At 39.4% G+C, this 15,093-nt stretch carries 18 protein-coding genes; all 18 read left to right on the plus strand.

Annotated elements, in window-relative coordinates:
- The 18 genes from HPSH112_RS03990 to ychF all read left to right on the plus strand — a co-directional run bounded on the left by HPSH112_RS03990 (nucleotide 1) and on the right by ychF (nucleotide 15,079).
- The gene (locus HPSH112_RS03990; protein ID WP_000174157.1) at nucleotides 1-231 is read left to right on the plus strand and encodes a FeoA family protein; all 231 of its coding nucleotides are present in this window, start codon (nucleotides 1-3) and stop codon (nucleotides 229-231) included.
- Between the two features lie 2 nt (nucleotides 232-233).
- The gene (nth, locus tag HPSH112_RS03995) at nucleotides 234-884 is read left to right on the plus strand and encodes an endonuclease III (protein ID WP_014662247.1); all 651 of its coding nucleotides are present in this window, start codon (nucleotides 234-236) and stop codon (nucleotides 882-884) included.
- An 81-nt stretch (nucleotides 885-965) separates the two neighbouring features.
- The gene (gene fliN, locus HPSH112_RS04000; protein ID WP_000004851.1) at nucleotides 966-1,337 is read left to right on the plus strand and encodes a flagellar motor switch protein FliN; all 372 of its coding nucleotides are present in this window, start codon (nucleotides 966-968) and stop codon (nucleotides 1,335-1,337) included.
- Nucleotides 1,334-2,215, plus strand: coding sequence for a hypothetical protein (locus HPSH112_RS04005; RefSeq protein ID WP_001237742.1), 882 nt, complete (start codon nucleotides 1,334-1,336; stop codon nucleotides 2,213-2,215). The genes fliN and HPSH112_RS04005 overlap by 4 nt, the downstream gene beginning before the upstream one ends.
- Nucleotides 2,199-3,146 carry an energy transducer TonB gene (locus HPSH112_RS04010; protein ID WP_001114827.1) on the plus strand — a complete coding sequence of 316 codons (948 nt, stop codon included), beginning with the start codon at nucleotides 2,199-2,201 and terminating at the stop codon, nucleotides 3,144-3,146. Before HPSH112_RS04005 ends, HPSH112_RS04010 begins: the two co-directional genes overlap by 17 nt.
- 3 nt (nucleotides 3,147-3,149) lie before the next feature.
- Entirely contained in the window at nucleotides 3,150-4,169 is a 1,020-nt protein-coding gene (gene pyrC, locus HPSH112_RS04015; protein WP_000406762.1) for a dihydroorotase, read from the plus strand.
- Nucleotides 4,145-5,263 carry a 3-deoxy-d-manno-octulosonic acid hydrolase subunit 2 gene (locus HPSH112_RS04020; RefSeq protein WP_000401294.1) on the plus strand — a complete coding sequence of 373 codons (1,119 nt, stop codon included), beginning with the start codon at nucleotides 4,145-4,147 and terminating at the stop codon, nucleotides 5,261-5,263. Before pyrC ends, HPSH112_RS04020 begins: the two co-directional genes overlap by 25 nt.
- A 6-nt stretch (nucleotides 5,264-5,269) precedes the next feature.
- Nucleotides 5,270-5,824, plus strand: coding sequence for a 3-deoxy-d-manno-octulosonic acid hydrolase subunit 1 (locus HPSH112_RS04025; protein ID WP_000469859.1), 555 nt, complete (start codon nucleotides 5,270-5,272; stop codon nucleotides 5,822-5,824).
- A gap of 5 nt (nucleotides 5,825-5,829) precedes the next feature.
- Entirely contained in the window at nucleotides 5,830-7,857 is a 2,028-nt protein-coding gene (locus HPSH112_RS04030) for an LTA synthase family protein (protein ID WP_000839035.1), read from the plus strand.
- A gap of 78 nt (nucleotides 7,858-7,935) precedes the next feature.
- Entirely contained in the window at nucleotides 7,936-8,808 is an 873-nt protein-coding gene (gene folD, locus HPSH112_RS04035) for a bifunctional methylenetetrahydrofolate dehydrogenase/methenyltetrahydrofolate cyclohydrolase FolD (protein ID WP_001133988.1), read from the plus strand.
- Nucleotides 8,809-9,681: a signal peptidase I gene (gene lepB, locus HPSH112_RS04040; RefSeq protein WP_000670701.1), complete on the plus strand. Its 873-nt coding sequence runs from the start codon at nucleotides 8,809-8,811 to the stop codon at nucleotides 9,679-9,681.
- Nucleotides 9,682-9,689: 8 nt separating this feature from the next.
- Nucleotides 9,690-10,388, plus strand: coding sequence for a site-2 protease family protein (locus HPSH112_RS04045; protein ID WP_001159416.1), 699 nt, complete (start codon nucleotides 9,690-9,692; stop codon nucleotides 10,386-10,388).
- Between the two features lie 20 nt (nucleotides 10,389-10,408).
- Entirely contained in the window at nucleotides 10,409-10,864 is a 456-nt protein-coding gene (gene rpiB / locus HPSH112_RS04050) for a ribose 5-phosphate isomerase B (RefSeq protein ID WP_001039768.1), read from the plus strand.
- A 52-nt stretch (nucleotides 10,865-10,916) separates the two neighbouring features.
- Nucleotides 10,917-11,249: a hypothetical protein gene (locus tag HPSH112_RS04055; protein WP_000495089.1), complete on the plus strand. Its 333-nt coding sequence runs from the start codon at nucleotides 10,917-10,919 to the stop codon at nucleotides 11,247-11,249.
- 57 nt (nucleotides 11,250-11,306) lie between these two features.
- Nucleotides 11,307-11,846, plus strand: coding sequence for an adenine phosphoribosyltransferase (gene apt, locus HPSH112_RS04060; protein WP_001006144.1), 540 nt, complete (start codon nucleotides 11,307-11,309; stop codon nucleotides 11,844-11,846).
- Nucleotides 11,847-11,860: 14 nt separating this feature from the next.
- Nucleotides 11,861-12,439 (plus strand): DedA family protein, encoded by a 579-nt coding sequence (locus tag HPSH112_RS04065; RefSeq protein ID WP_000393397.1) that lies wholly within the window; start codon nucleotides 11,861-11,863, stop codon nucleotides 12,437-12,439.
- 47 nt (nucleotides 12,440-12,486) lie between these two features.
- On the plus strand, nucleotides 12,487-13,977 hold the full coding sequence (locus HPSH112_RS04070; protein WP_000912792.1) for a leucyl aminopeptidase: 1,491 nt from the start codon (nucleotides 12,487-12,489) through the stop codon (nucleotides 13,975-13,977).
- A gap of 1 nt (nucleotide 13,978) precedes the next feature.
- A complete protein-coding gene (ychF, locus tag HPSH112_RS04075; protein ID WP_000524533.1) occupies nucleotides 13,979-15,079 on the plus strand; it encodes a redox-regulated ATPase YchF in 1,101 nt (366 codons plus the stop codon).
- Nucleotides 15,080-15,093: the final 14 nt, after the last annotated feature.

Consider the following 15,093-nt stretch of genomic DNA (forward strand, 5'->3'; position numbering starts at 1 on the left):
ATGACGCTCAATGAAGCCGTTAAAGACAAAGTTTATGAAATCGTAGAAATCGCTAACTGCGATGAAGCCCTTAAGAAACGCTTTCTGTCTTTTGGTATCCATGAAGGGGTTCAATGCACCCTTTTGCATTATTCCATGAAAAAAGCCACGCTTTCGGTTAAAATCAACCGTATTCAAGTGGCTTTAAGATCCCATGAAGCGCAATACCTTCTCATCAAAGAAAGCGTGTGAAAATGGGGTTAAAACGCGCTAAAACTTACCAAAAAGCCCAACAAATCAAAGAATTGCTTTTAAAACATTACCCCAACCAAACCACCCAATTGCACCATAAAAACCCCTATGAATTGCTAGTGGCTACCATTTTAAGCGCTCAATGCACGGACGCTAGAGTGAATAAAATAACGCCCAAGTTATTTGAAAAATACCCAAGCGTGAAGGATTTAGCCCTCGCTTCTTTAGAAGAAGTTAAAGAGATCATCAAATCCGTTTCTTATTCCAACAATAAAAGCAAGCATTTAATCAATATGGCGCAAAAAGTGGTTAGGGATTTTAAGGGCGTTATCCCCTCTACGCAAAAAGAATTGATGAGCCTAGATGGCGTGGGGCAAAAAACCGCTAATGTGGTGCTTTCAGTGTGCTTTAATGCAAATTGCATAGCCGTAGATACCCATGTGTTCCGCACGACTCACCGCTTAGGCTTAAGCGACGCTAACACGCCCATTAAAACCGAAGAAGAACTCAGCGATCTTTTTAAAGACAACCTATCCAAACTCCACCATGCCTTAATCTTGTTTGGCCGCTACACCTGCAAGGCTAAAAACCCCTCATGCGGCGCGTGTTTTTTAAAAGAATTTTGCGTTTCTAAGGCTAGCTTTAAAGCGTAGTGGCTTTATTTGTTATAAAATTTATAGTAAAATTAAGATTTCATAATCAAAGTTAAATCATTCTTGAAAGAGTAGGGTTTTATGTCAGAAACAGAATCTAATAAGTTAAAAATAGCCGAAAAAGAGAAAGAAAAAGCTAACAAGGAAAGAGAACTAGAGCTTTCCACTTATTTAGAAGAACTCATTTGCGATTATAAAAACCTTTTAGACATGGAGATTGTTTTTAGCGCAGAACTTGGCTCTACGCAAATCCCTTTATTGCAAATTTTGCGTTTTGAAAAAGGCTCTGTGATTGATTTGCAAAAACCCGCCGGAGAGAGCGTGGATACTTTTGTGAACGGGCGGGTTATTGGTAAGGGTGAGGTGATGGTTTTTGAAAGGAATTTAGCCATTCGTTTGAATGAAATCCTTGATTCTAACGCCATTGTGTATTATCTCGCTAAAAATTCATGAGATTGTTATTCTTGTTATTGAGCGCTACTTTTATGTTACTGGCTGAAGAAAAAATACCTTTAAATGATGACGCCCCCACTAAACTAGTGCATTGGCAAAATGCATTAAAAGAAGTCCAACCTGACTCAAACGCTTCAGCAACACCACCTATAAAAGCCGTGCAAACCACGCTCACTTTTGAAACGCCGTTTAACAAAACGCCTAAAATCATGGAAGTTGAAGGGCAAAAGGTGATCGTTTTAAAAAACGCTAAACTGGATTCTAAAAAAACCATGGATTTTAAAGAAGCTTCTTTGAATGCTTTAGAAATGTTTTCCTACCAAAATGACATCTATCTCTTGTCTAAAAAAGCTAAAGTGGAATTAGAAATCCAAGCTTCAAACAGCAAGGATAAAAAACGGATCCGCTTTCTTTTTTTGCCAAAAGGGTTTCATTTAGCCCCACCGCCTAACCATGAAGAAAAACCTCAGCATGCCAATCTCGCAAGCCGAGATGAAAAAGAGCGAGCCAAAAGCCCCTTAAACACTCTAGAGTTAAAACCCCCACTGGATTTAAGCCATGCTTATAAGGCGTTAGCAGTTATTGTTGCCTTACTCTTAATATTGTATATAATCAAAAAAAAAATTGTTCCTGCACAAGGGTCTTTTTCTACAAAAGATCTTAAGTTAGAAATTAGTGTTTTGGGTCGTGTTGATGCGAACCATAAAATCATTTCCATAGAAACCAATAAGGAGCGTTACTTGGTCTTACTAAGCGATAAATACAGCCTGCTTTTAGACAAAATAAGCCCAAAAACATCTAAAGAAGAACTGATTAAAGAAGCTGAAAATAATATAAAGAATTCAAAATTAGGAAATTTATATGCCGGAAAATTCTAAACTACAACCTGCTAAGTTAGGGAAAAATTTTGACCCTGTGGATCATTCTAACAGGAATTTTTTCTTTTCTCTCATTCTGTCTGTATTGTTACACTGGTTGATTTATTTTTTATTTGAACACAGAGGGGATTTTTTTCCTTCAAAACCCAAACTCGTTAAAGTGGATCCTAAAAATTTATTGATTTTAAAAAGAGGCCATTCACAAGATCCCAGTAAAAACACCCAAGGCGCTCCTAAACCCACGCTGGCTGGCCCCCAAAAACCTCCCACACCCCCAACCCCACCCATTCCGCCAACCCCGCCAAAACCTATAGAAAAGCCTAAGCCTAAACCAAAACCCAAACCTGAACCCAAAAAGCCCAATCACAAACATAAGGCTCTTAAAAAAGTGGAAAAAGTGGAAGAGAAAAAAGTAGTAGAGGAGAAAAAAGAAGAGAAAAAAATAGTAGAGCAAAAAGTAGAGCAGAAAAAAGTGGAAGAGAAAAAACCTGTCAAAAAAGAATTTGACCCCAATCAGCTTTCTTTCTTGCCTAAAGAAGTTGCGCCACCCAGACAAGAAAATAATAAAGGCTTGGATAACCAAACCAGGAGGGATATTGATGAATTGTATGGCGAAGAATTTGGGGATTTAGGCACAGCCGAAAAAGATTTCATCAGGAATAATTTAAGGGATATTGGGCGCATCACGCAAAAATATTTAGAATACCCTCAAGTGGCGGCTTATTTAGGGCAAGACGGGACGAATGCGGTAGAGTTTTACTTGCACCCTAATGGCGATATTAGCGATCTTAAAATCATCATTGGCTCTGAATACAAAATGCTTGATGACAACACCTTAAAGACCATTCAGATCGCTTATAAGGATTACCCACGCCCCAAAACTAAAACCCTCATTCGCATTAGAGTGCGTTATTACTTAGGGGGCAATTAAGAAATGGAGATCACGCTTTTTGACCCTATAGACGCCCACTTGCATGTGCGAGAAAACGCACTTTTAAAAGCGGTGTTAAGATATTCTAGCGAGCCTTTTAGCGTTGCGGTGATCATGCCTAACCTCAGTAAGCCCTTAATCAACACTCCAACCACCCTTGAATACGAAGAAGAAATTTTAAACCATTCTTCAAACTTCAAGCCTTTAATGAGTTTGTATTTTAATGATGGCTTGACTTTAGAAGAATTGCAACGCGCCCAAGAAAAAGGCATCAGGTTTTTAAAGCTCTACCCCAAAGGCATGACCACAAACGCGCAAAACGGCACTTCGGATTTGTTGGGTGAGAAAACTTTAGAGATTTTAGAAAACGCCCAAAAATTAGGCTTTATTTTATGCATCCACGCAGAACAAGCCGGGTTTTGTTTGGATAAAGAATTTTTATGCCATAGCGTTTTAGAAACTTTCGCCCTTTCATTCCCTAAACTCAAAATCATTATAGAGCATTTGAGCGATTGGCGCAGTATCGCTTTAATTGAAAAGCATGACAACCTCTATGCGACTTTAACCTTACACCATATCAGCATGACCTTAGATGATTTATTAGGGGGGAGTTTGAACCCGCATTGTTTTTGCAAACCTTTAATCAAAACCAAAAAAGACCAAGAAAGGCTTTTATCCCTTGCTTTAAAAGCCCACCCTAAAATCTCTTTTGGCTCTGATAGCGCCCCGCATTTTATCTCTAAAAAGCATAGCGCTAACATCCCAGCAGGCATCTTTTCTGCCCCTATTTTGTTGCCTGCGTTGTGCGAACTTTTTGAAAAACACAACGCTTTAGAAAACTTGCAAGCCTTTATCAGCGATAACGCTAAAAAAATCTATGCACCAGACAATTTGCCAGCTAAAAAGGTGCGTTTGTCTAAAACACCCTTTATAGTCCCCACGCACACGCTTTGTTTGAATGAAAAAATCGCTATCTTAAGAGGGGGCGAAACGCTATCTTGGAACATTCAAGAAATCGCCTAAAACATGCCGCCTTTTTTGTGGGGCTTTTTATCGTTTTATTTTTAATTATAATGAAGCACCAAACCCCCCCCTATGCTTTTTTGCACAATCAAACCCTTTCAACCAAAAGCCCCCCCTATTTCACACAATTCACTATCCCTAAACCAGATGGTGCTTTAAGCGTGCATGCGAGCGCTTTAATCAGCTTGCCTAACGATAACCTTTTGAGCGCTTATTTTAGCGGCACTAAAGAAGGGGCAAGGGATGTGACAATCAGCGCGAATCTTTTTGACAGCAAGATCAATCGCTGGAGTGAAGCCTTCATCATTTTAACCAAAGAAGAGCTTTCTTATTATTCGCATGAATACATCAAAAAACTAGGTAACCCCTTGCTTTTTTTGCATGGCGATAAAATTTTGTTGTTTGTCGTAGGGGTGAGCATGGGCGGGTGGGCCACTTCTAAAATCTATCAACTTGAAAGCGCTTTAGAGCCGATTCACTTTAAGTTTGTGCAAAAACTCTCTTTAAGCCCTTTTTTAAACTTAAGCCATTTGATAAGGAATAAGCCTTTAAACACCACTGATGGCGGGTTTATGCTACCGCTTTACCACGAATTAGCCACCCAATACCCCTTGTTGTTGAAATTTGACAAACACAATAACCCAAGAGAGCTTTTAAGGCCTAATGCCCTAAACCACCAGCTCCAGCCAAGCCTAACCCCCTTTAAAGACTGCGCTGTCATGGCGTTTAGAAACCATTCTTTTAAAGATAGCCTCATGCTAGAAACCTGTAAAACCCCCACCGCTTGGCAAAAACCCATGCTTACGAATTTGAAAAACTTGAATGACGCTTTGAACTTGATCAATTTAAACAAAGAATTGTATTTGATCCACAACCCTAGCGATTCATCACTGCGTCGTAAAGAACTCTTGCTTTCTAAATTAGAAAACTCAAACTCTTTTAAAACCTTAAAAATTTTAGATAAAGCAAATGAAGTGAGTTACCCAAGCTATAGTCTTAATTCTCATTTTATAGATATTGTCTATACCTACAACCGCTCTCATATCAAGCACATCCGTTTTAATATGGCTTATTTAAAATCCCTTCTCAAGTGATTAGTCATGTTTATACATTCTTCTTACACGCTGAGTTTTGTATGGCTTTTTTTAATTTTCTTTTTTTTCAAAAATAAGCCATTGGGTTTGAGATTTTCACTCTCTTTTGTAAGCGTGATTTTAAGCAATACCGCTTTTAAAGACTCTCTATCGCTCAACGCCTTTTTAAGCAGTTTTACAGCCCCCTTAAGCCCCTTTAGCTGTCTTTTGATCCTTTCTTATGCGCTCTTTTCTTGCCGCCTCCTCCAAAAGCCCCCTTTAGAAACCTTGCAATCTTATAGCGTCATGCTGTTTTTCAATCTGTTGCTTTTGATAGATATTTTAGGGTTTTTGCCTTTTTCAATTTATCATCATTTCATGGCTTCTCTTATTTTTAGCGCGCTTTTTTGTGGCAGTTTGTTTTTGAGCAGTCCCTTATTAGGCGTGATCGCTTTAGTGGCGTTATCCAGTTCGCTTTTAATGCGTTCTAATTTTCAAATTTTAGATTCTTTATTGGATTTCCCCTTGCTTCTTTTTGTCTTTTTTAAGACTTTATCTCTTGTTAAAAAAAGGTTGTATTAACGCTCATGAAATCCCTATCCCATGCCCTTTTTTCGCTTTTTTTAAAAGGTTTTTATTTCACCTTTTTTATGAGCTTGTTGTTTGTGTTTAATCGTATCGGCTTTATCCTTTATACTGGCTATTATAAGCATGCTTTAAAAAACCCTATTTTTGATGAAATCATCAAAACCCTATTCAATGGAGCAAGATACGATAATCGTGTGGTTTCAAGCTTAGCGATTCTTTTTATCATCATCGGGTTATTGGGGTTATTTGCCCCTAAACACCAAACCAAAATGCTTAATATTACGGCGTATTTTTCTATCGCTATTATCCTGTTTTTAAACATTGCAAACATTGTTTATTATGGCATTTATGGGAATGTGTTTGATGAAAATTTATTGGAATTTTTGCATGAAGACACGCTCACGATTTTAAAAATGAGCGGGGAATACCCTATTTTTTCCAGTTTTTCACTCTTTGTGATCCTTAGCGTTTTAATCTCTTTTATCTATTTCAAACTCCAAAACGCCCTTTTTAAACCCAATGTTTATCAAGCCACCAAACCCCTTAAAACTTTCATTTTATTTACGCTTTTTGCACTCATGCAAATGTTTTACATTAACGCGCAATTGAGCTTTGTTGGCGCGTCTTTAGATCTCAGCATAGAGCCAGCCAAAGATCCTTTTTTAATGAAAATTACCCCCGGGGCGTTTCGCAACCTTTATCTTTTGGCACGCAATTACAGACAAAGCCATAACCTTAAATTCAGCGATTTTGCTAAAGGATCGCCCCTAGAAGTGGCGAAAAATTATTTCAATCTTAAAGAAAACCCCTCAAACAACCTCTATGAGTTGCTTTCTCAAACAAGCCGCAACAATTCCAATCAAACCATTCAACATGTTTTTTATATCGTTTCAGAGTCTTTGAGTTCATGGCATTTTGATCCAAAATTTGACGCCATAGGGCTAACGAGCGCTTTACAAGATTTGGTTAAAAAAGAGCATGCCTACATGCTTTCTGCTTTTATTGAAAGCGCCCCACGGACCGTTAAAAGCCTAGATGTCCAAATCACAGGCTTGCCTTATATCAATGATAATAATTTAGTCAATTCAGGAGTGATTCTTCCTAGCTTTCCTATGGCGATTGGCAATATCACAAAAACTCTGGGTTATAGAAACAACTTTTATTATGGGGGTAGCGGGATTTGGAACAAACTAACTAGTTTCACCAAAAAACAAGGTTTTCACGCCCTTTATTTCAATAACCACCTCTTAGAATTTGCCAAAAACAAGCCCTACCCTAAGCCCATAGAAAGCAACTGGGGAGTGCATGATAATATTTTATTTGACTATATTTTAGAAAACACCAACCCCAATGAAAAAACTTTCAGCATGGTCATGACTTTAAGCAACCACGCGATCAAAAATGTGAATCTCAAAGCCTTTGGCGTGCCTTTAGAAAAAATCCAAAAATTTGTGGAAAACACCCCCAAAGCAGAAAATCTACCGGACGCTAATTCTTTAGGGCATATTTACTGGTATGACAAAGTGGTAGTCAATTTCATCCAAAAAGCCAGCCAAAAATTCCCTAACTCGCTTTTTATCATCACAGGGGATCATTTTGACAGGAGTTATGAATACGCTAAAAACGATTTATATACGATTAAATCCGTGCCGCTTATTTTGTTCGCCCCTACTTTAAAGCCTGAAAAAATCAGTCAAGTCGGATCGCATTTGGACATCGCTCCTACGATTGTTGAACTAGTCGCTCCTAAAGGTTTTCAATTTGTGAGTTTTGGAAAGCCTTTATTTTCTAACAATACAACAAACCCTCCAAGCCACCCCAATTACGCGCTGGGTTATGAAGCGATCGCTACCAAAGATTATTTTTATAACCCCAGTTTGGGGTTAAGGTATTTGAACGAAAATTACAAAGAACAAAAGGATAAACAAAACGACAAAATAGAAGCTTCTCAGTTTTACCAGCAATTAGAATCCTTAAAAGCTCTCAGTTATTACTTGCTCTATCATGGGGCTAATCTTAAAGATTGACAAACTGAGTTTTTAATTCCATTAAACGCATGATTTTTGCTACAATAATAGGATTTTAATGGATAAAGGACAATAAGCATGCCAAACACGGGCGTTGTTTTATTAGACGGGCAAGCGCTAGCTTATGATATAGAAAAAGATTTGAAAAATAAAATCCAAATAATAACCGCACAAACGCATAAACGCCCCAAACTAGCCGTGATTTTAGTGGGGAAAGATCCCGCTAGTATCACTTATGTCAATATGAAGATCAAAGCATGCGAAAGGGTGGGCATGGATTTTGACTTAAAAACCCTCCAAGAAAATATTACTGAGGCCAAATTGCTGTCCTTGATTAAAGATTACAATACCGATCAAAACATTTCAGGCGTTTTAGTCCAGCTCCCCCTACCCAGACACATTGATACTAAAATGGTTTTAGAAGCCATTGACCCCAATAAAGATGTGGATGGTTTCCACCCCCTTAATATCGGCAAGCTCTGCACTCAAAAAGAATCGTTTCTGCCAGCTACCCCTATGGGCGTGATGCGTCTTTTAGAGCATTATCATATTGAAATCAAGGGTAAGGATGTGGCGATTATTGGGGCGAGCAATATCATTGGAAAACCTTTGAGCATGCTCATGTTAAACGCTGGGGCTAGCGTGAGCGTGTGCCATATTTTGACTAAAGACATTAGCTTTTACACCCAAAACGCTGATATTGTCTGCGTGGGTGTGGGTAAGCCTGATTTGATTAAAGCGAGCATGTTAAAAAAAGGGGCTGTAGTGGTGGATATTGGGATCAATCATTTGAATGATGGGCGTATCGTGGGCGATGTGGATTTTAACAACGCGCAAAAAGTCGCCGGTTTTATCACCCCTGTGCCTAAAGGCGTGGGGCCTATGACGATTGTTTCGCTTTTAGAAAACACTCTCATCGCTTTTGAAAAACAACAAAGGAAGGGACTTTAAATGAAATTTTTACGCTCTGTTTATGCGTTTTGCTCCAGTTGGGTAGGAACGATCACTATTGTGCTGTTGGTTATCTTTTTTATCGCGCAAGCCTTTATCATTCCCTCTCGCTCTATGGTAGGCACGCTCTATGAGGGCGACATGCTCTTTGTCAAAAAATTTTCTTACGGCATACCCATTCCTAAAATCCCATGGATTGAGCTCCCTGTTATGCCTGATTTTAAAAATAACGGGCATTTGATAGAGGGGGATCGCCCTAAGCGCGGCGAAGTGGTGGTGTTTATCCCTCCCCATGAAAAAAAATCTTACTATGTCAAAAGGAATTTTGCCATTGGAGGCGATGAGGTGTTATTCACTAATGAGGGGCTTTATTTGCACCCTTTTGAAAGCGACACAGACAAAAATTACATCGCTAAACATTACCCTAACGCCATGACTAAAGAATTTATGGGTAAAATTTTTGTTTTAAACCCTTATAAAAGTGAGCATCCGGGTATCCATTACCAAAAAGACAATGAAACCTTCCACTTAATGGAGCAGTTAGCCACTCAAGGCGCAGAAGCCAATATCAGCATGCAACTCATTCAAATGGAGGGCGAAAAGGTATTTTACAAGAAAATCAATAACGATGAATTTTTCATGATCGGCGATAACAGAGATAATTCTAGCGACTCGCGCTTTTGGGGGAGTGTGGCTTATAAAAACATCGTGGGTTCGCCATGGATTGTTTATTTCAGTTTGAGTTTAAAAAATAGCCTGGAAATGGACGCAGAAAATAACCCCAAAAAACGCTATCTGGTGCGTTGGGAGCGCATGTTTAAAAGCGTTGAAGGCTTAGAAAAAATCATTAAAAAAGAAAAAGCAACGCCTTAAGGTTTTTTGTGCAATTTTTTGATTCCTCTTTAGAAAGTTTTATCACCACCTTAATGAAGATTCTAGCCCTTTTAATCGCTATCATAGGGCATGAGATCATGCATGGCTTGAGCGCGTTTTTATTTGGGGACAGGAGCGCTAAAGACGCTAATCGTTTGAGTTTAAACCCTATCAGGCATTTGGACATGATGGGATCGGTGCTTTTACCGGCTTTATTACTCATTTTTCAAGCCCCTTTTTTGTTTGGGTGGGCTAAACCCGTGCCCGTGGATATGCGCTATATTGTTTCTCAAAAAGGCTCTCTGGCATGCGTAGTGGTGAGTTTAGCCGGGGTGGCTTATAATTTCATCTTGGCCGTTCTGCTCGCTTCCATCACGCATTTGAGCTTCCAAAAACTAGGGATCAACGCTTTAAGCATCAATGAATTGAACCTTTATCAGCTCGCTTTAGTAACCTTTCTCATTCAAGGCATTCTTTATAATCTTGTCTTAGGCGTTTTCAATAGCCTCCCTATCCCGCCCTTAGACGGCTCCAAAGCGTTAGGCTTTTTAGCGTTGCATTTTAAAAGTGCGTTTTTATTGGAATGGTTTTCTAAAATGGAACGCTACGGCTTGTTGGTAGTGTTTATCTTTTTGTTTATCCCCCCTTTATCGGAGTTTTTTATCCATGCACCCACAAGATTTTTATTTTACTTACTCCTTTCTTAATCTTTCATCAAGGAGAGCTTATGAATAAGCCCTTAAAGCCTTCTCAAATTTTTATAGGAAGCGATCATGCAGGGTTGCATCTTGCAGAGTTTGTCCAACATTTTTTAGAAGACAAGGATTTTAAGATCCAAGCTTTTTTACCCGCTATGAGAGTGGATTACCCTGATTACGCAAAGTTAGTGTGCCAAAAGGTCCTAGAAAATGCGCAAAGCTATGGCATTTTAGTGTGCGCTACAGGGATAGGCATGAGCATGGGCGCTAATCGTTTTAAGGGTATTAGAGCCGCTTTGTGCCTTGATGCTTACATGGCTAAAATGACTCGCTTGCACAATAACGCTAATGTCTTGTGTTTGGGCGAAAAGATTAGCGGTATTGGCGTGGTGGAAAGCATTTTAGAAGCGTTTTTCTCTACAGAATTTGAACAAGGCCGTCATGTGTTGCGCATCCAAAAACTAGATGAATCGCTGAAATCATAAACCTAATATAGTATAATTACATCGTTTCGTTAAAAAGGATATTTTAATAGGCATGTTCACCCAATGGTTTATCATCACTATCGCTATTGTTTTTATCCTTTATATGGGTGTGCGCACTTTCTTTTTTAAAACCGTGGCTAAACGGCAAGAACGCACCAACGCATCCATGAAGCTCACCTTACAAGAAGCTGAAATTTTGATCCAAAAACACCAGTTGCAACTCCAAAGGGCTTTAGGCAATATTGACATTCTTACCCAAGAAATGAGCTCGTTAAAAACAGAACTAAAAGCCCTTAAACAGCGCAACTCTGAATACAAAGGCGAATCGGATAAATATAAAAATCGTATTAAAGAATTGGAGCAAAAAATAGAAGCTCTCCTTTAAAAACGCTATAATAAATCAAAATTATACAACCAATCAGTTATATTAAAGGATATTAAAATGAATGAAACGCTCAAAGAAGAACTTTTACAAAGCATCAGAGAAGTGAAAGATTACCCTAAAAAAGGGATTTTATTCAAAGACATTACCACACTACTCAACTACCCTAAACTCTTTAGCAAGCTCATTGACGCGCTCAAAAAACGCTATCTCGCTCTCAATATAGACTTTATCGTGGGCATTGAAGCGAGAGGGTTTATTTTAGGCTCTGCTCTCGCTTATGCACTTGGGGTGGGTTTTGTGCCTGTGAGGAAAAAGGGCAAACTCCCCGCGCACACCCTATCTCAAAGCTACAGCCTAGAATACGGGAGCGACAGCATAGAAATCCACTCCGACGCTTTTAGGGGGGTTAAGGGGGTAAGGGTGGTGTTAATTGATGATCTATTAGCCACTGGAGGCACAGCTTTAGCGAGCCTTGAGCTTATCAAAGCCCTACAAGCCGAATGCATAGAAGCATGCTTTTTGATAGGGTTAAAAGAATTACCGGGTATCCAACTTTTAGAAGAGCGAGTGAAAACCTTTTGTTTGTTAGAGTGCTAGAATAAGGGTGAATTTTGGAAGAATACATCATTGACTTATGGAATCAGCATGCAGCGACTTGGGGGTATCTCATTTTATTTGGGTGGAGCATTTTAGAAGGCGAAATTGGGTTAATTTTAGCAGGGATTGCCAGCTATACCGGTCATATGCATTTAGGGTTAGCCATTTTAGTCGCAGGGATTGGGGGTTTTGTGGGGGATCAGATCTATTTTTACATCGGCCGCACCAATAAAGCCTACATCCAAAAAAAGCTAGAAAAACAACGCCGAAAACTAGCCCTAGCCCATTTATTGTTGCAAAAACACGGCTGGTTTATCATTTTTATCCAACGCTACATGTATGGCATGCGCACCATCATTCCTATTAGCATAGGCCTCACGCGCTATAGCGCTTTAAAATTCGCTATCATCAATCTCATTAGCGCGATGGTGTGGGCGAGCATTACCATTATTCTAGCGTGGTGTTTAGGAGAAGAGTTATTGCATGCGTTAGAGTGGCTTAAAAAACACCCTTATGCGCTAATATTACTATTAGTATCTTTCTTAGCGTTGGTTCTATGGTATTTCCAATACTATAGTAAGAAAAACCGCTAGATTTCAATACAATTCTTGGAAGATATGAAATTAAAAAAGGAGACTTTATGTTGAAAATCAAATTAGAAAAAACCACCTTTGAAAACGCAAAAGCTGAATGCGGTTTGGTTTTTATTATCAATAAGGATTTTGATCACGCTTGGGTCAAAAATAAAGAATTGCTAGAAACCTTTAAATACGAAGGCGAAGGCGTGTTTTTGGACCAAGAAAATAAAATCTTGTATGCGGGCGTTAAAGAAGACGATGTGCATTTGTTAAGAGAGAGCGCATGTTTAGCCGTTCGTGCCCTTAAAAAACTCGCTTTTAAAAGCGTTAAAGTAGGGGTTTATACTTGCGGAGTGCATTCTAAAGATAACGCGCTTTTAGAAAACTTGAAAGCGTTGTTTTTGGGCTTGAAATTAGGCTTGTATGAATACGACACTTTTAAATCCAACAAAAAAGAAAGCGTTTTAAAAGAAGCAATCGTCGCTTTAGAATTGCACAAGCCTTGCGAAAAAACTTGCGCAAATTCTTTAGAAAAGAGCGCTAAAGAAGCTTTAAAATACGCTGAAATCATGACAGAAAGCTTGAATATCGTTAGGGATCTAGTCAATACCCCCCCTATGATTGGCACTCCGGTTTATATGGCTGAAGTGGCGCAAAAAGTGGCTAAAGAAAACCATTTAGAAATCCATGTTCATGATGAAAAATTTTTAGAAGAAAAGAAAATGAACGCCTTTTTAGCGGTCAATAAAGCCTCTCTTAGCGTCAATCCTCCCCGCTTGATCCATCTAGTCTATAAGCCCAAAAAAGCGAAGAAAAAAATCGCTTTAGTGGGTAAGGGCTTGACTTATGATTGCGGGGGTTTGAGCTTGAAACCGGCCGATTACATGGTTACCATGAAAGCGGATAAAGGCGGTGGCTCTGCGGTGATTGGGCTTTTAAACGCGTTAGCCAAACTGGGCGTGGAGGCTGAAGTGCATGGCATTATTGGGGCTACAGAAAACATGATAGGCCCGGCCGCTTATAAACCGGATGATATTTTAATCTCCAAAGAAGGCAAGAGCATAGAGGTGCGCAATACCGACGCTGAGGGGCGTTTGGTTTTAGCGGATTGCTTGAGCTATGCTCAAGACTTAAGCCCTGATGTGATCGTGGATTTTGCGACCCTTACTGGGGCATGCGTTGTGGGCTTAGGTGAATTCACTTCAGCGATCATGGGGCATAATGAAGAGTTAAAAAATCTCTTTGAAACTTCAGGGTTAGAATCCGGCGAATTATTAGCCAAACTCCCCTTTAACCGCCATTTAAAGAAATTGATCGAATCTAAAATCGCTGATGTGTGCAATATTTCTTCTTCACGCTATGGCGGTGCGATCACAGCGGGCTTGTTTTTAAATGAATTTATTAGAGATGAGTTTAAGGATAAGTGGTTACACATTGACATTGCAGGCCCTGCTTATGTGGAAAAAGAATGGGATGTGAATAGCTTTGGAGCGAGTGGGGCCGGGGTTAGGGCATGCACAGCTTTTGTGGAAGAATTTTTGAAAAAGGCTTGAAATGGGCTTGTCTGTAGGCATTGTGGGTTTGCCTAATGTGGGCAAATCCAGCACCTTTAACGCGCTCACTAAAACCCAAAACGCAGAGAGCGCGAATTACCCTTTTTGCACCATTGAACCCAATAAAGCCATCGTGAATGTGCCTGATAGGCGGCTTGATGCGTTGGCTCAAATAATAAAGCCTGAACGCATTTTGCATTCTGTGGTGGAATTTGTGGATATTGCCGGATTGATTAAGGGAGCGAGCAAAGGGGAGGGTTTAGGCAATCAATTTTTAGCCAATATCAAGGAATGCGAAGTGATCTTGCAAGTGGTGCGCTGTTTTGAAGATGACAATATCACGCATGTGAACGATAAAATTGACCCCCTAAACGATATAGAGATCATTGAATTGGAGTTGATTTTAGCGGATATTGCCACTTTAGACAAAAGGATCGATCGCTTGCAAAAAGCCCTAAAAAGCTCAAAAGACGCTAAAAATCTTTTAGAATGCGCTTTGAGTTTAAAAACGCATTTAGAAGAATTAAAGCCAGCAAAAACTTTTCCTTTGAATGCAAGCGAGGCTTTTTTAGAATTGGACAAGGAATTGCGTTTTTTATCTAATAAAAAAATGATCTATGCCGCTAATGTGGGCGAAGAAGATTTAAACGCTCTCAATGAGCATGCTAAAAAAGTCCAAAATTATGCCAAAGATCAAAATAGCGAGTTTGTTGCCTTGTGCGCTAAATTAGAAGAAGAAATGGTTTCTATGAGTGAAGATGAAGTCAAAGAATTTTTGCAAAGTTTAGGCGTAGAAGAAAGCGGGCTAGAAAAGACCATTCGTTTGAGTTTTAAGGAATTAGGCTTGATCAATTACTTTACCGCTGGAGTCAAGGAAGTGCGATCATGGACCATTAAAAAAGGCTCTAGCGCGCCTGTGGCTGCTGGGGTGATCCATAAGGATTTTGAAAAAGGCTTTATCAGAGCTGAAACCATCAGTTACGATGATTTTATCGCTTATAAGGGCGAAGCCGGAGCGAAAGAAAAGGGAGCGTTACGCATTGAAGGTAAGGATTATATCGTTCAAGATGGCGATGTGTTGCATTTTCGCTTCAATGTCTAGTGTCTTTTCAAACA

Source organism: Helicobacter pylori Shi112 (genome assembly GCF_000277405.1).
In the GTDB taxonomy this organism is placed as follows: Bacteria; Campylobacterota; Campylobacteria; order Campylobacterales; family Helicobacteraceae; genus Helicobacter; species Helicobacter pylori_C.